This is a genomic window from Streptomyces aurantiacus (assembly GCF_001418335.1).
GTDB lineage: Bacteria > Actinomycetota > Actinomycetes > Streptomycetales > Streptomycetaceae > Streptomyces > Streptomyces aurantiacus.
Genome location: NZ_LIPP01000010.1, coordinates 32,407 through 51,168 on the forward strand (window position 1 = coordinate 32,407; position 18,762 = coordinate 51,168).

General features: G+C 70.9%; 14 protein-coding genes. 5 read left to right on the forward strand and 9 right to left on the reverse strand.

From position 1 onward, the window contains the following. Positions 1-149 precede the first annotated feature (149 nt). On the reverse strand, positions 150-371 hold the full coding sequence (locus AOK01_RS01565; protein ID WP_157871156.1) for a hypothetical protein: 222 nt from the start codon (positions 369-371) through the stop codon (positions 150-152). Positions 372-880: 509 nt separating this feature from the next. Here AOK01_RS01565 and AOK01_RS01570 point away from each other — a divergent pair. The 5 genes from AOK01_RS01570 (at position 881) to AOK01_RS01590 (ending at position 7,151) form a co-directional block, all read left to right on the forward strand. After that, complete coding sequence (locus AOK01_RS01570) at positions 881-2,035, forward strand: IS701 family transposase (RefSeq protein WP_055507553.1); 1,155 nt, start codon at positions 881-883, stop codon at positions 2,033-2,035. A gap of 364 nt (positions 2,036-2,399) precedes the next feature. Further along, on the forward strand, positions 2,400-3,608 hold the full coding sequence (locus tag AOK01_RS01575; RefSeq protein WP_079103091.1) for a 3-deoxy-7-phosphoheptulonate synthase: 1,209 nt from the start codon (positions 2,400-2,402) through the stop codon (positions 3,606-3,608). A 49-nt stretch (positions 3,609-3,657) separates the two neighbouring features. Further along, positions 3,658-4,428, forward strand: a complete 771-nt coding sequence (locus AOK01_RS01580) for a 2,3-dihydro-2,3-dihydroxybenzoate dehydrogenase (protein WP_055507557.1) — start codon at positions 3,658-3,660, stop codon at positions 4,426-4,428. A gap of 210 nt (positions 4,429-4,638) precedes the next feature. Further along, positions 4,639-5,265, forward strand: coding sequence for an isochorismatase family protein (locus tag AOK01_RS01585; RefSeq protein WP_055507559.1), 627 nt, complete (start codon positions 4,639-4,641; stop codon positions 5,263-5,265). Next, positions 5,262-7,151 carry an anthranilate synthase family protein gene (locus AOK01_RS01590; protein WP_055507561.1) on the forward strand — a complete coding sequence of 630 codons (1,890 nt, stop codon included), beginning with the start codon at positions 5,262-5,264 and terminating at the stop codon, positions 7,149-7,151. The genes AOK01_RS01585 and AOK01_RS01590 overlap by 4 nt, the downstream gene beginning before the upstream one ends. Positions 7,152-7,278: 127 nt before the next feature. On the opposite strand, the gene AOK01_RS01595 is transcribed toward AOK01_RS01590, so the two are convergent. The 8 genes from AOK01_RS01595 to AOK01_RS01635 form a co-directional block, all read right to left on the reverse strand. Next, positions 7,279-8,673 carry a nitrosuccinate lyase gene (locus AOK01_RS01595; protein ID WP_055507639.1) on the reverse strand — a complete coding sequence of 465 codons (1,395 nt, stop codon included), beginning with the start codon at positions 8,671-8,673 and terminating at the stop codon, positions 7,279-7,281. Between the two features lie 71 nt (positions 8,674-8,744). Next, positions 8,745-10,790, reverse strand: coding sequence for an FAD/NAD(P)-binding protein (locus tag AOK01_RS01600; RefSeq protein WP_055507641.1), 2,046 nt, complete (start codon positions 10,788-10,790; stop codon positions 8,745-8,747). A gap of 20 nt (positions 10,791-10,810) precedes the next feature. After that, entirely contained in the window at positions 10,811-12,013 is a 1,203-nt protein-coding gene (locus tag AOK01_RS01605) for an FAD-dependent monooxygenase (RefSeq protein WP_055507563.1), read from the reverse strand. A gap of 64 nt (positions 12,014-12,077) precedes the next feature. Continuing rightward, on the reverse strand, positions 12,078-13,652 hold the full coding sequence (locus AOK01_RS01610; protein ID WP_055507565.1) for a class I adenylate-forming enzyme family protein: 1,575 nt from the start codon (positions 13,650-13,652) through the stop codon (positions 12,078-12,080). A 140-nt stretch (positions 13,653-13,792) separates the two neighbouring features. Continuing rightward, the gene (locus AOK01_RS01615) at positions 13,793-14,371 is read right to left on the reverse strand and encodes an SRPBCC family protein (RefSeq protein WP_079103093.1); all 579 of its coding nucleotides are present in this window, start codon (positions 14,369-14,371) and stop codon (positions 13,793-13,795) included. A gap of 131 nt (positions 14,372-14,502) precedes the next feature. Continuing rightward, complete coding sequence (locus AOK01_RS01620) at positions 14,503-15,489, reverse strand: NADPH:quinone reductase (RefSeq protein ID WP_055507567.1); 987 nt, start codon at positions 15,487-15,489, stop codon at positions 14,503-14,505. A 965-nt stretch (positions 15,490-16,454) separates the two neighbouring features. Next, positions 16,455-16,826 (reverse strand): DUF6907 domain-containing protein, encoded by a 372-nt coding sequence (locus AOK01_RS01630; RefSeq protein WP_055507571.1) that lies wholly within the window; start codon positions 16,824-16,826, stop codon positions 16,455-16,457. Positions 16,827-16,992: 166 nt separating this feature from the next. Further along, complete coding sequence (locus tag AOK01_RS01635) at positions 16,993-18,690, reverse strand: tetratricopeptide repeat protein (protein WP_157871157.1); 1,698 nt, start codon at positions 18,688-18,690, stop codon at positions 16,993-16,995. Between the last annotated feature and the right edge of the window lie 72 nt (positions 18,691-18,762).

Here is an 18,762-nt window from a genome sequence, read left to right on the forward strand (position 1 = left end):
GCCGCGAGCCCGGACGCCTCCCCGTGTTTTGTCCTGGGAGGCCGAACCGATCCGGCCATTCAGGCACGACGGCCGGTGGCCGGTGGCCGGTTCGGGGGCGCGGCGGATACGGAGCGAGTTCCGCGAGGGGATCGGAACGCGCAGAGGTGTCAGTCCGGGTCGCCGTCCGCATCCCAGAGCAATGGACCCGCCAGGGTGTAGGTGTCGAAGGCCTGGGCCGTCGCCCGGTCGGCCGGAAAGCCGTATTCCGCAACGCCGAACCGATCACCGGCCGACTCGGCCGGCTGCGGCAGGCCGGCGTTTTCGTTAACCGGTTCCGTCGGTTCCGGCGGTATTGGTGATTCCGCGGGGCCTTTCTCGGTGGTGTCCATGCCCATGAGGGTGAGGTTACCCGTGAGGTGGCCGTCAATCCGGCCGGTAACAGTCCGTCATGTCTCATGGGAGAGGTCGCTGTCCGGCGGTGCGTCGTCGTGCCTCTTCGGTGAGCGAGGTGACAGATGTCAACGTTCACCGTGGAGAAAAGCCGCACGGCCCCATAAAATCGTGTCGCTTTGGCGAGTTTTGTGGCCACCGAAGGAAGGGGGCGGGCTCGGACAAGCGGAGTCGCGATCCGGGCTCGTCCGCACGGCGTGATCGGCTTCCACCGGAAGACCGCATCGTCTTGCGCCCGGGACGGGTCACGGGAGCCGCTCGCGTTATACACGCGTCGCCAAGGCGGACAGGGAAACTGCACGATCAATTCGAGGGCATTCGCCTGCCCGAGGAGAGTCGTATGTACGGGGGTACTGCAGTGCCATTGCCGTTGATCGCCGCCCGCGCGGGAATAACGGAAGTAAATCGTTTACCTGACGACAGCGTAAGCGACGATTTACTCCAGGAAATGTCGACGTCGCTTTTTGCGTCACTGCCGCGCGCGGACCAGCGCAAGAAGGGCGTCACGTACGTAAAAGGCCTGCTGAGGGTCACCGGGCGCAAATCCATCAGGAACATCGCGAATCTCATCGGTGGCCGAGCGGTCGATCAGAGCCTGCACCATTTCATCAGCGAATCCACCTGGGACTGGATGCCGGTGCGTGAGGCACTGACCCGGTATCTGGTGCCGCGCCTTCCGGTGGAGGCCTGGGTGGTGCAGAACACGGTGATCCGCAAGGCCGGCCAGCATTCCGTCGGTGTCGACCGCCGCTTCGTCCCGGCCGAGGGCCGGGTGCTCAACGCCCAGCAGGCGGTCAGTGTCTGGGCCGCTTCGGGCGGCCGGAGCAGCCCCGTCGACTGGAGCCTCCATCTGCCCCAGGTCTGGATCGACGACGGCTGCCGCCGGAGCCGGGCGTCCATCCCGGACAGCGCCGAAGTGGAGCCCGTGACCGACAGGGCCGCCAAACTCTGCGTCGAGATGATGACGGAGTGGGCCATGCCGGTACGCCCGGTGGTGCTGGACGCACGGGCCATGGACGTCCTCACGCTCGTGAACCGGCTGGGCCGGCGGGGCATCCCGCTGATGGCGCGCATTGACGAATCGCTTCCTCTGGTCGTCACCGACCCGGCGCTGACCGGCTATCAGGGCACCGCGAGGATGCAGGCGTCGGAGGTGGCGCGGGCGTGCAGCGGCTCACGGCACCCCGTCCGGTGGCTGCAGCCCGGCCTGGGCGGCGGCGTACGGACGGGGCAGCTGGCGACCGTGACCGTGAAACTGGCGTCGGGGAGACCAGGCATGCGCAGGTCGGCAACGGCCCGGCCGCTGACCCTGTTCGCCCTGTCCGAGCGCGGCAGGCAGCAGGACGCCCCGCAGCTGTGGCTCACCGACCTGCCGTGCGGTCAGCCGGCCGTGCCGCTCGCCCTGTGCACGCTGCTGGACCGCGTCGAGGACGACTACGCGCAGGTGTCCAAGACCGTCGGCATCGAGGACTACGTGGGCCGGTCGTTCGAGGGATGGCACCGGCACATGACCCTGGCCTCGGCCGCGCACGCGGTCTCCGTGCTGGCCTCGGCGAACGCCACCCACTGGCGGGGCGCGGCCGGGACACGGCACGCCACCTGACGAAGTGCCGATCGGCGTGTTGTGGGGGTCCCTTGCCCCGTAACAGGATCGGCGCCATCGCAGGACCGGTGCCATCGCAGGTCCGGTGCCCAGCCGGACAGCGGTCGAGGCGGCTACCTCCGTCTCGACCGCTGTCCGGGCGCCGGACGACGCGGCGGCGACCGATCAGCCGATCACCCGGTTGCGCCGATTCCGCGCCAGGGGGCGCCGAAGCCCCGCTCCGCGACCGCCCACGGCGGCCGGAGCGGGGGCTGCGCCCCAGGGGGCTTCTGATGGATCTCCGCGCTGCTGCCTCCGCTCACCCGCCCGCGTGACACATCTGCGTGACACATCTGCGCACCGGTCATCCCCACAGGAGAGATCAGTGGACAACCCCGTGCTCGAATTCGGATCGAAGCCGGCCGGCCAACAGCCGCGGTGGGAAGACGAGGAGGAGCTGCGACGGGTACGGCGGCGGCTCCTGCACGCTCCGGGACTCGTCGGATCCGAGGACGTACGCGCCCTGCGCTCGGACCTGGCCGCCGTCGCCGCCGGCGCCGCCCATGTGGTGCAGGCGGGGGACTGCGCGGAGGACCCGGCCCAGTGCACCGCGGCTCAGGTCGCCCGCAAGGCGGACCTGCTCGACGTACTCGCGGCCCGGCTGACGGCGGTCACGCACCGGCCCGTGGTCCGCGTGGGGCGGATGGCGGGGCAGTTCGGCAAGCCGCGTTCGAAGCCGACGGAATGGGTCGGCGACGTGGAACTCCCCGTCTACCGCGGGCACCTGGTCAACGGACCCGAGCCGAACCTACGGGCCAGGCGGCCCGATCCGCTGCGCATGGAGAGGTGCTACCGCGCGTCCGACGACGTCCTGCGCCACCTCGGCTGGCGCCGCGGTCCGGCGGAGCCGCAGGCCGGGCCGTCGGCCGGGTCGGCGAGCGGGTCACCGACCGGACCGCCGGTGTGGACCAGCCACGAGGCACTCGTCCTGGACTACGAACTCCCGCTGGTGCGCAGGGATTCCACGGGCACGCCGTACCTGGCCTCCACGCACTGGCCGTGGATCGGCGACCGGACCCGCCAGGTCGACGGGGCCCACGTGGCCCTGCTCTCCGCGGTGGCCAACCCGGTCGCCTGCAAGGCCGGCCCCGGCATGACCGTCGGTGAACTGCTCGCGCTGTGCGAGCGGTTGGACCCGGCCCGCGAGCCGGGCAGGCTCACGCTGATCGCCCGGATGGGCGCCCAGCTCGCCGCCCGCCGGCTGCCGCCGCTGGTGTCGGCGGTGCGCGCCGCCGGACACCCCGTCATCTGGCTGTGCGACCCCATGCACGCCAACACCGTCACCACCCCGGGCGGACGCAAGACCCGTTACGTGGAGTGGATCACGCAGGAGGTCCGGGAGTTCCGGGCCGCGGTCCGGGAGGCCGGCGGGGTCGCCGGCGGTCTGCACCTGGAGACCACCCCGGACCACGTCACCGAATGCGCCCCGAATCCGTCCGCCGCCGATCAGGTGCACGAGACGTACACCAGCCTCTGCGACCCGCGGCTCCGCCCGGACCAGGCGCTGTCCGTCGTCGAGGCCTGGGACGCGTAACCGAAGAAGTCCGCAGGACCGGAGAAAGAGCCGACGAAGGGGGAGACACATGGAGGGCAGGATCGCGCTGGTCACCGGCGCAGCGGGAGGGATAGGCGGCGCGGTGGTCCGGGCGCTCGCCGAGGACGGCATGGCGGTGGCCGCGGTGGACCGCGACGCCGAGGGACTGTTCACCACGGTGCGGAAACTGACCGCCGACGGACTCGTCGTCGAGGCCTTCCCCGCCGACATCACCGACCGGGCCGAGGTCGACCGCGTGGTCGGTGAGGTCGAGGAGCGCCTCGGGCCGCTGGACCACCTCGTCAACACCGCCGGTGTGCTCCGCCTGGGCGAAGCCCGCCGGTTGTCCGCCGACGACTGGGACGCCACCTTCGCGGTCAACGCCACCGGCGTGTTCGCCATGTCGCAGGCGGTCGTCAACCGGATGGTGCCGCGCCGCCGGGGCACCGTCGTCACGGTGGCGTCCAACGCGGCAGGCACCGCGCGCCGGCACATGGCCGCCTACGCGGCGTCGAAGGCCGCCGCCACGATGTTCACCAAGTGCCTCGGCCTTGAGGTCGCCGAGTACGGCATCCGCTGCAACCTGGTGGCTCCGGGCTCCACCGACACCCCGATGCTCACCTCGATGTGGCACGACGAGAGCGGACCGCGCGGCACCCTCGACGGCAAGCCCGAGGAATACCGCGTGGGCATTCCGCTGCGAAAACTGGCCCGGCCCGACGACATCGCCGACGCCGTCGTCTTCCTGCTCTCCGACCGGGCCGCGCACATCACCCTGCACAGCCTCACGGTCGACGGCGGCGCCACGCTCGGCGTGTAGGGCCCTTCTGATGGATCTCCGCGGCGTCGCGACGCCCGGCACGCCCTCTCGCCGCACCGGGCACAGACCCAAGTACGTCCAGTACGCGGGCCTGTGCCCGGCACGCCGAGAGCACGCACCGGACGCCGCTCCTTCCCCACGGAGATCCATCAGAAGGGCCCTAGGCCGACAGACCACACAGGGCCCACGCCCCCGAAAGGCAGGACTTCCATGACCACCGGCCTACCCCTCGTCGAACCCTACGTACTGCCCGGCGCCGGCGAGCTGCCCGCAGCCGTCGCACCGTGGCACGCCGAGCCGGACCGCGCGGTGCTGCTCGTGCACGACATGCAGAACTACTTCCTCCGCGCGCTGCCCCAGCCCCTCAGGCAGCCGCTGGTGCACAACATCGCCCGGCTGCGCGAGAACTGCGCCGCGCTCGGCGTGCCCGTCGCGTACACCGCGCAGCCGGGCGACATGAGCGACGCCGACCGCGGGCTCCTGAAGGACTTCTGGGGCCCCGGCATGACGGGCGACACCGGCCACCGCGCCGTCACGACGGAACTGGCTCCAGGACCCGACGACTGGGTGTTCACCAAGTGGCGCTACAGCGCCTTCTTCCGCTCGGGGCTGCTGGCACGGATGCGCGGCCGGGGACGCGACCAGCTGATCCTCTGCGGGGTCTACGCCCACCTGGGCGTCCTGATGACCGCCGTCGACGCGTTCAGCAACGACATCGAGACGTTCCTGGTGGCCGACGCCGTCGCCGACTTCTCGGCCGCGCGCCACCGGATGGCCCTCGACCACGCGGCGCGCTCCTGCGCCGTCGTCACCACGGTCGAGGAGGTCCTCGCGTGACCCCCGATCCCCTGGACAGGGTGCTCGCCGGGCAGGCACCGCCCTTCGCGTTGATCCACCGTTCGACGGCGGACGGCGGGGACCGGCTCGACGTCCTGCTCGGCGAGGTCGAGACCTGCCCCGAGCTCGCCGCGATCCCGCTCCCGGAGCGATCCGCCGGCGTCGGCACCGGCGTCGGCACCGGCGCCCGGCACGACGTCCTGGCCCTGGTGCCGTACCGGCAGATCCGTGAACGCGGCTACGCCGGCGTCGACGACGGCACCCCGCTGCTCGCGCTGCGCGTGAGCGAACAGGACACCGTCCCCCTCACCGAGGCGTTGGCCCGCCTGCCCCGGGTCCCCACGGAACTCGTGGACGGCCGCTTCGTACCGGACGACGAGACGTACGCCGCCACGGTGCGCGACGTGCTCGCGCACGAGATCGGTACCGGGCAGGGCGCGAACTTCGTCATCCGACGTACGTACCGGGCCCTGATCCGCGACTACACGCTGCGCAGCGCGCTGTCCTTCTTCCGCAACCTGCTGGAGACCGAGTCCGGCGCCTACTGGAGCTACCTGGTGCACACCGGCACCCGTACCCTCGTCGGCGCCTCCCCGGAACGGCACGTCAGCCTCCAGGGCGGCACGGCCGTGATGAACCCGATCAGCGGAACGTACCGCTATCCGCCCACCGGACCCGCGCTCCCCGGGGTCCTCGAATTCCTCGCGGACCGGAAGGAGACCGACGAGCTGTACATGGTCCTCGACGAGGAACTGAAGATGATGGCCCGCGTCTGCGAGGCAGGCGGCCGGGTCGTGGGCCCTTTCCTGAAGGAGATGACCCGCCTGGCGCACACCGAGTACCTCATCGAGGGACGCAGCGACCGCGACCCGCGGGAGATCCTGCGCGAGACACTCCTCGCCCCCACGGTCACCGGGAGCCCTCTGGAGAGCGCCTGCCGGGTGATCGAGCGGTACGAGCCTGAGGGCCGCGGCTACTACAGCGGCGTCCTCGCACTCATCGGCCGGGACGAGCAGGACGCCCCCACGCTGGACTCCGCCATCGTCATCCGCACCGCCGAGATAGACGGCGGCGGGCGGCTCGGCATCGGGGTCGGAGCGACACTGGTGCGCCACTCCGACCCGGCCGCCGAGGCGGCCGAGACACGGGTGAAGGCGGCCGGGCTGCTCGCCGCCCTGGAGGGCGGGCGGTCCTCCCGATACGCCGACCACCCCCACGTCCGTACGGCCCTCGCCGAACGCAACACCTCGATCGCCCGCTTCTGGCTCGACGGGGCCTGCCCGCAGATGCCCCGGGTGCCGGCCCTGGACGGCGCGAAGGTCCTGGTCGTCGACGCCGAGGACTCCTTCACCGCGATGCTCGGCCACCAACTGGCCTCCCTGGGCCTGTCCGTGACGGTGCGCGGGTTCGACGAACCGCACCCCTTCGACGGCTACGACTTCGTGGTGCTCGGCCCCGGCCCCGGCGATCCGCGGGCCGTTGGAGAGCCCAAGGCCGCCCGCCTCCGCGCGGACATCGACACACTGCTGACCGAGCGCCGGCCCTTCCTCGCCGTGTGCTTCAGCCATCAAGTGCTGTGCGGCCGGCTCGGGTTCGACCTGTTCCGCAGGGACGTCCCCAACCAGGGCACGCAGCGGGAGATCGATCTCTTCGGGACGCGGGAGTCGGTCGGCTTCTACAACACGTTCGAAACCCGGTGGAGCGAGGACAAGACCGAGTGCGCGGGCGTGGGCCTGGTGGAGCTGAGCCGGGACCGGGAGACCGGCGAGGTGTACGCGCTGCGCGGACCGCACTTCGCCTCCGTGCAGTTCCACGCCGAGTCGGTGCTCACCCGGGACGGCGTACGCATCCTCGCCGAACTGCTGACCCACGTCGCCGAGGCGTGAAGCGAGGGAAGCCGCGCGCGGACGAAACCCAACCAAACCAAACCAAACGGAACGGCCGGCCGGGTGGATGACCCGACCGGCCGTTTCCGGCGTGCGTCGTGCGGCGTGCGGCGTGCGTCGTGCGGCGTCAGGGTGCGGGTTCGGCCCGCGGAACCAGCGTGCCGGCCGCGCGCAGCGCCCGGTCGACGAGCGCGCCCGCGGCACCGGTGTACCCGGTGGGATCGCACAGTGTCGCAAGCTCCGCGGCGTCGAGCCCCAGACCGGGCACCTCACCGAGGACCTCCGCCAGCGGCCGGCCGGTCTTCCCGGCCTCCTGGGACGCGTCGTCGAGCAGGCGCCTGGCCTCCGCGACGCCCCGCACCGGGGCCAGGACAGCGGCGACGCGCTCGGCGACGATCCGGGAACCGGTCAACTCCAGGTTCTCCCGCATCCGTCGGGGGCTCACCACCAGACCCCGGGCCAGCTCCACCGCCGTATGGGCGGAACCGCCGGTCAGCCGGAGGCATTCGCGCAGCGGCTGCCACTCCGCGTGCCAGCCGCCCGCGGAACGTTCGTCCTCCGAGACCAGGCACTGCGTCAGCCCGGCGGCGATGGGCGGCACCTGGAGCGCCGCGCTGCGCAGCAGGGTCGCCAGGACCGGATTGCGTTTGTGGGGCATGGCCGAGGACCTGCCCCGGCCGGGCCCGCCCGGCTCGGCGACCTCGGCGACCTCGGTACGGGCCAGCGACTGCACGTCGACCGCGATCTTCCCCAGCGCGCCGGCGGTGAACGCCAGGGCCGCGCCGAGGTCGGCCACCGGCGCACGCAGGGCGTGCCACGGCAGTACCGGTTGGGCCAGGCCGGTCTCGGCGGCGAAGGCCTCGACCAGCCGGCCGGGATAGGCGTCGGCCGCCGGGCCGGTGATCCCGGCCGAGGCCAGATAGCCGGCCAGCGTCCCCGCCGCACCGCCGAGCGCCACGGGCAGCGAGGCGTCCACGACGGCGAGCCGGTGGGCGGCGTCGAGGACCAGCTGCCGCCAGCCCGCCGCCTTCAGGCCGAACGTCGTCGGCACCGCGTGCAGGGCCAGGGTGCGCCCCGCCATGGGAGTGTCCCGGTGTTCGGCGGCCAGCCGTGCCAACGCACCGGCCGTCTCCGCCAGGTCGGGCAGGATCAGCCGCAGGGTGCGCCGTGCCACCAGCATCGTCCCCGTGTCGAAGACGTCCTGGCTGGTGGAGCCCCGGTGTACGTACTCGGCCGCCGACGGGTCCGCCGCCCTGACCGCGTCGGTGAGCGCCCGCACCACACCGACCACGGGGTTGGCGGTCTCCCGCGCGCCGACCGCGATCGCCCGCAGCTCGAACCGTTCGGCGCGGGCGGCCCGGGTGATCGCCTCGGCCGCGGCGTGCGGGACCGTGCCCAGCCGGGCCTGGGCCCTGGCCAGCGCGGCCTCGGCGTCCAGCATGGCCTGCAGCCAGGCGGTGTCGGACACCGCGGCCTCCGCGGGCGTGCCCGCCCGGACCGGGGACAGCAGCCCGGAGTCCATGAACGCGTCGGTGACAGTGTCTTCGGTGTAGGTGCCTTCGGTGTAGGTGTAGGCGTCGGCGGATGCGGCGGTCATACGATCACTCCCGTGAGAGGGGCGTCCTCGGCCACGGGCCGCCGCTCCGCGGCCTGCCCGGCCGGGGCCAGCGACAGTACGGCGCGCGCGATCGCGTCGCCGTCCCCCAGCGTCACCGAGTCGACGCCGGGCCGGACCCCGGCGGCCGTCACCCAGTGCACCGACTCGGTGGGGACGCCGTAGGCGAACCGGCGCGGATGGGGGCGGCCCTGGCCGTCGACGACCCGGCACGGCCGCTCGGTGACGGCCAGGCCACCGGTCTCGTGACTGACCCCGCAGTCGCCGTCGATGCGATAGGGGCGGCACTGCTCGGTGAGCAGCAGATGACGCAGCAGGGGGTCGGCGGTGCGGCGCACGTCGGGCAGCGGCAGCCGGGCCTCGATCAGGTGCCGGGACAGTACCGGCGGTCCGGGGACGAGGGCCGAGTGGGCGACGAAGGCCGGCTGCTCGGTGTCGATCCACATCTGGGTGCCGGGCCCGGTGAGCTCCAGGACGCCCGCTTCGATCAGCGCGGCCAGTTCCTCGATCCGGGAGACCGGCGGGCCGATGGAGAGGAAGGCGTTGAGCGGCGTGTACCAGCCCTCCAGCTCGGTCAGGTGGGACCCGCCCTCCAGACCGCCGTGGTCGACGGCCGACCGGACCTCGTTGCGCAGGTCCCGCAGCACGTCCAGCGCGGCCTTCAGCGGGCTGCTCACGTTCCCGGCCCGCGCCTCCCGCGCGTCCCGCCGCAGGTACGCCAGCAGCCAGGCGCGGAACTCCGCGCGATCGGCGAAGTCGCGCCCGAGCCAGGGCCGGGCCAGCCGGTCCCAGTCCCAGCGGACGTCGGGGCCGACGCCGTGCTCGTTCAGGAGCGCCGCCCGCCGCGGTGGCGACGCCGACAGGTAACGCGACACGAACGGCTCGGGATCGGCTCCCCGCGAGGACAGCAGCGTCCCGTAGTAGACGCCCTCGACCTCCGCGGCGATCAGCGGCCACATGTCCGTCTCGAAGCGCACGCGCTCGCCGTCCTCGGCCGCCGCCCGCGCCCGCAGCCGGGCGATCACCGGTGGTGTCAGCAGCCGCGGAGTGTGCCGGCCGAACGCACCCTTCTCGTTCTGCCCGCGTGCGTGGTACGGAACGCCTCGACGCGAGCTGGCGTACAGCTTCGGCTCCCGGCCCGAAGGACGGTAGACCAGACGGCGCGGGCCTTCTTGGCCTTCTCGGCTTTCTTGGTCTTCTCGGCTTTCTTGGCTGTCCGGGTCGTCACCGGCCCGGTCGAAGACGCCGCCGCGTCCGACGGTGAACAGGGCCATGTAGTCGAAGAAGTTCAGGCCCAGACCACGCAGCAGCACGGCCTCGCCGGGCGCGGCGAACTCCGTGTCCACGTCGGCCGGGTTGGCCGGGGTGACATAGGTGAGGTGGTGGATGCGCGCCAGGCTGGCCGTACGTTCCTGCCGGGCCGTCAGCTGCGCCGGGAGGTGCCCCAGGGCCAGCACCACGGCGTCCAGGCCGTGGATCCGGGTGCCGTCCGCCAGCCGGATGCCCTGCGGCCCACCGGGCGTACCGCTGGTGTCCGCCATCGCCACGGCCCGTGAGCGGTGCACCCGGACGGTGACGTGCTCCGGAGCCCGGGCGACCACCCGCCGGAAGCAGTCCCGCAGATACCGTCCGTACAGGGCACGGGAGGGATACGAGTCGGGGCCGAGGGCGCGCGCCTCGGCGAGAATCTCGTCGTCGGATGCGGTGGTTTCCCCTGGTACGCCCCTACGGGCCAGGTCCTCCGCCCACTCGTACAGGCTCGGACCCGGTTCCACCGGCCCCTCGATCCGTGTGCCGGCGTCGGTGAACACGGTGATCTGCGAGGCCACGGTGTTGGTGAGCAGGTGGTGCGACTGGTCCGTCCGCCAGACGGCGCCGGCGCCCGGGGCGGCCGGATCGACGACGTGCACGGTGACCGACGCGCAGGACGGTGCCGCGCGCTCGTTGGCGCACAGCCGCTCCAGTACGCACAGCCCCCGGGGGCCGGCCCCGACGACGCACACTTCGAGACGCCCGCCGCTCATGCCCGTACTCATGCCCGTACTCATGTCCGTACCTCCTGGTGGCCGGACTCGCGGGTCCCGTGCATCCACGCGACCCGATCGTGGAGCTCGGTCGCGGACAGGGCGGACAGCATCGCGTTCCTCGCTTTCGCCGCCGGCCCGGCGGGGTGCCACAGGCGGGTGCTCGCCCGGGCGGCGAGCGTCATCCGGGCGGTACGTTCCTGGCGCTGGGCGGCGTACTTCCCGAACCGCTCGCCGATCGCGTCCGGCGGGACGTCGAGCAGGTCACCGAGGAGGTCGCCGAGGAGCACGGCGTCCTCCAGGGCCTGGCAGGCGCCCTGGGCGGCGTAGTGCAGCATCGGGTGGGCGGCGTCGCCGAGCAGCGTCACCCGGCCGTCGGTCCAACGGTCCACCGGGTCACGGTCGACCAGCGACCACGACTTCCACTCCTCGCCCAGGGCCAGCAGCCGGCGGGCCGTGGCACCGAGACCGGCGAACGCGCGGCGCACCTCCGGCGCCGGCACGGGTTTCCCGGCGAAGGCCTCGGTGACCCCGTTCTCGATGCTCGGGGCGAGGTTGAGGTACCGGCCGCCGGCGATCGCGTAGTGCACGAAATGCCGGCCGGGGCCTGCCCACCAGGTCACGGCGTTCCGCCGCAGCTCCTCGGGGACCCGTTCCATCGGGACCACCGTCCGGTACACGGTGATGCCGACGACGCGCGGTTCGCCGTCGCCGACGAGCTGCCCGCGGATCGCCGACCGGATGCCGTCGGCCCCGATCACCGCGTCGCCGGTGACGTGCGTGCCGTCGGCCAGGAGCACGGTCGCGCTCGTGGCGTCCTGGCGGTAGCCGGTGGCCCCGCTCCGGGCGCGCAGTTCGACCGCGCCCGAGCGGCGGCAGGCGTCCAGCAGCAGCCGGTACAGCTCGCCGCGGTGGACGACGACGTACGGACTGCCGAAGCGGCGGCGGTACGCGCCGGTGAGCGGCATGCTCACCACGTGCTCGCCGGTCACCCCGTCCATGAACCGCAGTTCGTCGATGTGCACCGCGCAGCCGCGCACGGCCTCGCCGAGACCGAGCCGGTCGAGGGCGTGCAGGCCGTTGGGCGCCAGCTGGATTCCGGCGCCGATCTCGGCGAAGTCCGCGGAGCGTTCCAGTACGACCGCGCGGTGCCCGCGCCGGGTGACGGCGACGGCCGCGGCGAGCCCGCCGATACCGCCCCCGACGATGATCATCCTCGCCATGTCTGCCCCTGTTCGGCCATTGGGTCATCCGACTGTTCGGCTGCTCGGTTGCTCGGCTGTTCGCTCAGTCGGTCTGGGTGGCCGCTGCCGTCAGCAGCTTCGCCAGTTCAAGACGCTTGATCTTCGTGGTCGCGGTCTGCGGCAGGTCCGCCAGCCGCCAGTGCACCGGGTCGGCCATCGGGGGCAGTCCGGCCACAGCCTCACGCCACTCCTGCGGGCTCACGGGCGCGTCGTCCTTGGTGCACACCACCGGTACGGCGGCGCCGTCCCCGTCCGGCACGATGATCACCTCGGAGAGCCGGTCGAGCCGCGCCAGCAGAGCGTCCTCGGCCGCGAGCGTGCTGCCGAACCCCGGGATCAGGTCGACCTCGCGGTCGAGCAGATGCAGGCAGCCCCACCTGGTCCGGTAGCCCACGTCACCCATGCGCCACCAGCCGCCGTTCAACTGCCGTTCGTAGCGCCGGTGTTCACCCAGGTACGTGTCGATCCGCCCGTCGCTGCGCACCTCGATGTGCCCGGGGTTCTGCTCCGAGGGCGGCTGCCCGTCGCGGCTGACCACGCGGACGCCGGTCATCCCGGGGAAGGGCATGCCGACGCACCGCCCGTCCGCGTCCGGCCGGTGCCGCCTGGTGAAGGCACGCACCACCGTGGGACCCACCTCGCTCTGCCCGTACAACTGGCCGAACAGCGGTGCCCGGCGCCGGGAGGCGCGCAGCAGCCGGTGGACCGTGCGCGGGTGGATGGCGTCGAAGGTGCTGCTGAACAGCTTCACGTTGCCGAGCGGGCCGCGCGGATCGTCCGCCAGTTCCTCCCAGCGCATGAACGCGTTGGGGTGGGCCTCCAGGATGCCGGGGCGGACCCGCGCGAAGAGGTCGGCGGCCCGCGTCGGGTCCGAGTCGTTGAGCACGACGATCGGGAAGCCGTTGAGCAGGGAGATGGCCAGTGCGGTGAACAGCCGCGAGTGCACGAAGGAGACGTGGATCGCGATGGTCTCCCGCCTGCGGACGACGGGCGCGATGGCCAGCCGCTGCGGGCGGTAACGCGCCTGCAGCGTACGGCCGGTGTGCACCGCCAGCTTGGGCACTCCGGTCGTCCCGGAGGTGTGCGTGATCAACGTGGGGTGGTCGGGCGGCATGGTGACCGGATCGACGCGCCGGACGTTCGCGAAGCTGGCGAGTCCGGTGGCGCGTTCGTGCCGGCCGGAGGTGAGCAGCACGCTCCGGGCCAGGTCGAAGACCGAGTCGGGAAGCTCCTTCTCCAGCTTCGCCCCGTCGGTCAGGAGATGGGGCCGGTCGGCCCGGCGCAGCAACTCGGCCACCGTGCCGCCGTCGAGCTGGGGAGAGAGCAGCACCGGTACCGCGCCGATCCGGGCGGTGGCGCAGGCGAGCAGGGTGATGTCGAAGCTGTCGGACTTGTGGATCACGACCCGTTCACCGGGGCGCACCTTGGCCGCCCACAGTCGGGAGGCCTGTTCCGCGACCAGGTCCGCCATTTCCGCGACGGTCGCCCGGCGGCCGAGTTCCGGTGCCACGTCGAGGTCGTGGTCGAAGATCATGACGTTCGCGGGATGCCGGGACGCGGCGCGGTCGAAGAGCGTCCCCAGCCTGATTCCACGGTTTCCTATGCGCTGCAGCAGCATGGTGTGTGCACCCTCTCGCCGGTTTGCTGCGGAGAACTCGGGGGATTTCGGGGCCCAGAACTGTCGTAGTGCGTCGCACTGCTGTCGTGCGTTGCGGTGCTGTCAGCCGGTCAGCCGGTCAGCCGGTCAGTCGTCAGTCGTCAGTCGGCCTCGATCACTGCCTTGAGGCGGCGGAGGGTGGCGGTCATGTCGGCGTTCACCTTGGCCCCCCAGTCGCTGAAGAACCGCCGGCGTTCCGGGGCGTCCATGTCGGCGGTGATGCCGCGGATGCCTTCGGTGGGCGCTCCCATCCGGAAGTGGTGGGTCACGACGCAGCCGTGGCCGGTGGCCTCGATGCCGAAACCCCAGACGCTCTCCTGGCGCCGGCCGGAGCTGTCACGCATCGCCCAGCGGAAGGCGCGGCCCGGCTCGGCCGCGACGACCTCCGACTCGGTGGTCCACTCGCCGCGCACGACGGGCGCCCAGGCGACCACGTCCTCGGCGCGGTGGTTCGTCCCCCGGAAGACCGCGCCCACGGTCGCGGGCGTCCCGGCGACCCAGCGTCCGCCCGTGCACTCGGTGCTCCACTCGCCGCAGCGCGGCAGATCGCTGACGACGGCGTACGCGTCGGCCGCCGACGCGGCGACCTCGATCCGGGCACTGATCCGGAAGAGCGTGTCGTGCTCGGCCTCGACTCCGGCTGCTACGTCGACCTCGGCCTCGACTTCGGAATTCGTCATGGCCGAAAGCGTGGCGAGCGGAGCCGAGACGGGTCAACGACGGTCGTCCGGGTCCGTCAAGTCGGTCCCGCGGTCCGGCACGAACGCACTCCGCGAGGCGGGCGCGCACCACGCGGACAGACACACGGCCTTCAGAGCACCCGGTCCGGCAGCAGCACGACCCGCCTGCCGTGCAACTCGCCCCGCTCCAGCCGGGCGTGGGCCTCGGCCGCGCCGCTCAGCGGCTGCTCCTCCACCGTCCGGGCACGCAACCGCCCGGTCGCCAGCAGCCGGTTGAGGGTGCGCGCGGCGTCGGCGAGTTCGGAGGTGGTGGCGCGTGAGATGACGAAGCCGGTGACGGAGCCGTCCTTGAGGTAGAGAGGGCCCACCGGAAGCACCGGGCGGGACCGCAGGCCGGCGAGGAGCACGACGCGGCCGCGGAAGGCGAGCAGATCGACCGCGACGGGCAGGTCGTTGTGGCCGGAGGTGTCGACGAACAGGTCGACGCCGTGCGGCGACAGGTCCCGGACGCGCTCCGGGAGCCCGGGATCGCGGTAGTCGACCACCGCGGTCGCACCGAGCCCGAGACAGTACTCCGCGTCCTCGGGCCGAGCGGTGGCGAGCACCCGCGCACCGGCTTCGGCGGCGAGTACGACCATGGCGCTGCCCACGTTGCCCGCGGCCCCCGCGACGAGCACGGTCTCCCCGGCCCGGAGCCGGCCATGGGTGAACAGCGCGAGATACCCGGTGGCCGCCGGATGGAGCACGGCCACCGCGTCCACCGGCCGCACGGTGTCCGCCAGGTGGTACAGCCGGTCCACGGGCACCACGGCCTGCTCGGCCGCCGCCCCCTGCCGGCCGTCGTGCCCGAGGCTGTTGCACCAGACGAGATCACCGACGGAGAACCCCGCCGCACCGGAACCCACGGCGGCGACCGTCCCCACGAGATCGCGGCCGATCACGAACGGAAAACTCAGCCGCGTACGCCAGGTACCGGCCCTGACGAAGGTGTCCACCGGGTTGACCGAGACGGCAAGGGTGTCGACCAGGACATCCGCCGGCCCCGGCAGGGGGGCCGGAAGCGCACCGTGCCGAATGGCGCCCGGAGGCCCGAATTCCTCGATATACGCTGCCTGCATGGCCCGTATGGTGACACCGCGAACGGCCCGAACGCCGGGCGCACGGGCCACTTTGTCACGAACGGGCCGACAGCATCCCTGGCCCAGGCTCCTCGCGGGCGGTGCCCTCAGCACTCGATGATGTTCACCGCGAGCCCGCCCCGCGCCGTCTCCTTGTACTTCACGCTCATGTCGGCAACTTTTGATCATGGGTCTGAGCTGCGGATTTGTTCTGGGCAGGCTCGCCTTGAGTCACGTCGGGGACTTTTCGGGGACTTCCTTTACCCAGGGCTACCTACGAGGTATCCGACGGCGTGTGACATGGCGGTGGGAGTGGGGTCTTTGGTTCAGCGCGGGCGTCCGTTCGCTTCGTCGGGCCCTGTACCCGTAATGCGTAGGTCTCGGGTTCGAATCCTGAAGGCGGCCCCACTGGGACTTCAGGTTGAGCCCTTGACCTTGGGTTTCTTGTCGTTCGTGATGCCTGGTCCGTTGGGAATGCGGCTGCCGACCTACGAATTGGAATGCGTAGGTCGGTGGGTTCACTCTCCGGAACGGCTGGCGGCATTTGAGCCTACGAGCGGTCTTTGAGCTGGGGTTTCCTTGAAGCGGGCGAGCGCCCGGCTTTGCTTCGAGCGGGTCGGGGTGCGCAAGGGGAGCGCATCGGTGCAGAGCTGGTCTGGGGGAAGCGGAGCTCGTGCGCGATCGGTGGCTCCGTGCTTGTGGCTACTGGAACAGGTCGCACGAAGGGTCGTACGACTTGGCGGGCGATGCCGACCTCCGTGTGTTCTACGTGACCGTCATCCGCGAGACGATGCACATTGAGGACGTGCGGACGCTCCTGAACGGGCGGTTCCTTGCAGATCTTTGGCCGCGGTTGTGGTTCTCGCCTCAGGTGCGGGGCGCCTGGAAGAGCCGGTTGCCTGACCTGGTGAGTGCCGCCGCGTAGCATGCGCGGGCTGGAATCGGATACGTAAGGACCCTGGCCTTCACTGCTGGCGCTCCTGGACGAGCGTGGCAAGCTCATTGCCTAGGACGCGGAGTTGCTGTGCGTGGTGGTTGAGGGCAGCGGCGAGTCGGTGCAGTTCGTCAGGATCGTGCGGGTAGTGGTCGCCATCGATCTCGACGTTGATGAATACGCCTCGTCCCGGGTGCCGTTCGGTGAAGGGGCGCTGTTCGAGGGCCGTGGTCATGGCTGTGACGCGTCCGCGGCTCGTCTCGATGGTCAGCGGCACATCGTGCCCGTAGTGGCTGATGTCGATCCGGTAGCCGTCGCTGGGGTGCTCTCCTGTGCACCATGGCGGTTCGGGGATGGTGACCTCGCCGTAGTCGACGGTGGAGATCGTGACCGTCCGGCTCATCGCTCGCACCCTTCTATACCCTGGGCGATACTGTCGACGTCCATGTAATCCTGCTGCGTGTGTTTCCCGGCCAACTGGGCGGACGTGCCTAGTAGTCCCGGCAAAGGGGCTGCTCCACGGAAAGGCATCGTCCGCCTGGATAAGGTCAAGGAACTGTCTGTTGGCGTTACACGCTCGGTGGTCCGTCGTGCAGCCTGTGCGATTGAGCGATGTATTCCTGCACCGACGACATGGTCTCGAAGTGGTCGTCCCCAAGCGTCTTGCGCCGGAGCGTCATCGCCGTCTCGAAGTACTCCAACGCTCGCTGCGCTGCAACACCGCTCTCAGCTAGCGCCAACGCCAGGTGATGCAACGTCACGAGCGTCTCCCGGTGTTCCTCCCCCAGCACCTCGATCTGAATCTGCCAGATCTTCTCCCCAAGCTCAGCGCTCTTGACGCAATAGCCGAGTGAGAGCAGTATCCGTGCAATGAACGAGGCGGTACGCAGGGTGTCGGGGTCTGCCTCACCGAGCCGTCTCTCTTGATGTTCCCCGACATTCATTGCCACGAGATACGCGGCCTTTGCATCACACTTTTTGAGATACTGAGTCACCGCGAAGCAGTCGGCCAGCACCTGTCGCTCGCGAAGACCTCGCTGGCTCGGTGTCCCCAACGCCCTGATACTGCTTAGCAACGCCGCCCAGTGGTTGCCGTTTCCGTGGTGAGCGCGTGCCAGTAACCGGTCTGCCTGGACCAGACTCGGGTCTGTGTCATCCAACTGCCGTTCCCATGCGTCCCTGAGTCTGGTGAGATTACGGTGGGCATCACCGAACCGTCGATGAAGCAGCAGGACGTCCACGAGGCCAAGCATTGCGCAGCGCCCCTGTGGCGTACGGATCAGCGCGGGATCAAGGTTCCGGAAGCACTCAGCTGCTTCTTCAGATGGCGCACTCAGTGTCCGTCCATTGGTGTCCCGAAGTCCTGCTTCGAAGGCGACCAGCAGCGCCTCAACGAGGCGATCGATCCGCGGTCGGTCCTGGTCGTCCAGTGAATGCATGGCGACGAGGCGTACGAGGCTCTTCACCTCGACACCGCCATTGACATCGAGAGTGACCAAACCGCGTAAGACCAGTTCCTCCAATGCCTCGTACACGGCCCGGTGAGGCACCTCGTCACCGCGGCGGGGGACATCGTCGACGGAGTACCAGAGGGAGCGGCCCAGGCACCGAGTTGGGAAGACACTTGCCCCGATGACCGCGAAGGCACTCAACAGATCCTGAGCGAACCGGAACGTTGGCGCCAGGCTCTGGAATGCCGCGCCGATCCGTCCCGTCGGAGAACTGCCGCCTTTCTCGGCAAGCAGGTGGAGCAGAGTGCTGTGAGGCATCGCCAGGACGCTTTCAGCTGACATTCCCTCGGTCAGCTGCGACCCCATGTATGCCAACGCCGGGGGCCAGTAGTCCAACCGGTCGGCCAGGCGCCCGGCAGAATCCCGCGACAGCCCCGGCTGGTACCGGCGCAGAAGTCGAACCGCATCGTCCTGGCTCAGTGCGGCAACTTCCAGTACCTCGGCCACACCGAGCCAGAGATGCGGGGCGGCAGCTGACGTTAGTAGGGTATCCGGGCCGTCGACGGGCAGGAGTCCGGCGACATCGGGCGGATGGCCCACTCCGTCAATTGCCAGAAGGGCGCGGCCTCCGACGCTCCTGAACCGGTGCAGGGCGCGGGTGATCAGACGAGCGGCGGTGTCGGGGTCGGTGAATTCGATCCATTCGATGTCCGCGTAGCACCGTTGCACCCGGTGCAGGTACTCGACGGCAGTTGCTGTCGCTCCGGAGCCGAGGATGCTGCGCAGTACAACCGGCCGGCCGCCGAGTGCGCTCAACGCACGAGGGATGTCCTCCTCTAGCAGGCAGTCCCGGCCGACGAAGTCCTGAGGACGTCTCGGTAGTGCCGC

Excerpts from the sequence above, each read along its gene's own strand:
- AOK01_RS01620 (WP_055507567.1), bottom strand. The coding sequence starts at position 15,489 with ATGCAGGCAGCGTATATCGAGGAATTCGGGCCTCCGGGCGCCATTCGG.
- AOK01_RS01600 (WP_055507641.1), bottom strand. The coding sequence starts at position 10,790 with ATGAGCGGCGGGCGTCTCGAAGTGTGCGTCGTCGGGGCCGGCCCCCGG.
- AOK01_RS01605 (WP_055507563.1), bottom strand. The coding sequence starts at position 12,013 with ATGGCGAGGATGATCATCGTCGGGGGCGGTATCGGCGGGCTCGCCGCG.
- AOK01_RS01570 (WP_055507553.1), top strand. The coding sequence starts at position 881 with ATGTCGACGTCGCTTTTTGCGTCACTGCCGCGCGCGGACCAGCGCAAG.
- AOK01_RS01565 (WP_157871156.1), bottom strand. The coding sequence starts at position 371 with ATGGACACCACCGAGAAAGGCCCCGCGGAATCACCAATACCGCCGGAA.
- AOK01_RS01630 (WP_055507571.1), bottom strand. The coding sequence starts at position 16,826 with ATGAGCCGGACGGTCACGATCTCCACCGTCGACTACGGCGAGGTCACC.
- AOK01_RS01585 (WP_055507559.1), top strand. The coding sequence starts at position 4,639 with ATGACCACCGGCCTACCCCTCGTCGAACCCTACGTACTGCCCGGCGCC.
- AOK01_RS01595 (WP_055507639.1), bottom strand. The coding sequence starts at position 8,673 with ATGGACTCCGGGCTGCTGTCCCCGGTCCGGGCGGGCACGCCCGCGGAG.
- AOK01_RS01580 (WP_055507557.1), top strand. The coding sequence starts at position 3,658 with ATGGAGGGCAGGATCGCGCTGGTCACCGGCGCAGCGGGAGGGATAGGC.
- AOK01_RS01610 (WP_055507565.1), bottom strand. The coding sequence starts at position 13,652 with ATGCTGCTGCAGCGCATAGGAAACCGTGGAATCAGGCTGGGGACGCTC.
- AOK01_RS01615 (WP_079103093.1), bottom strand. The coding sequence starts at position 14,371 with ATGACGAATTCCGAAGTCGAGGCCGAGGTCGACGTAGCAGCCGGAGTC.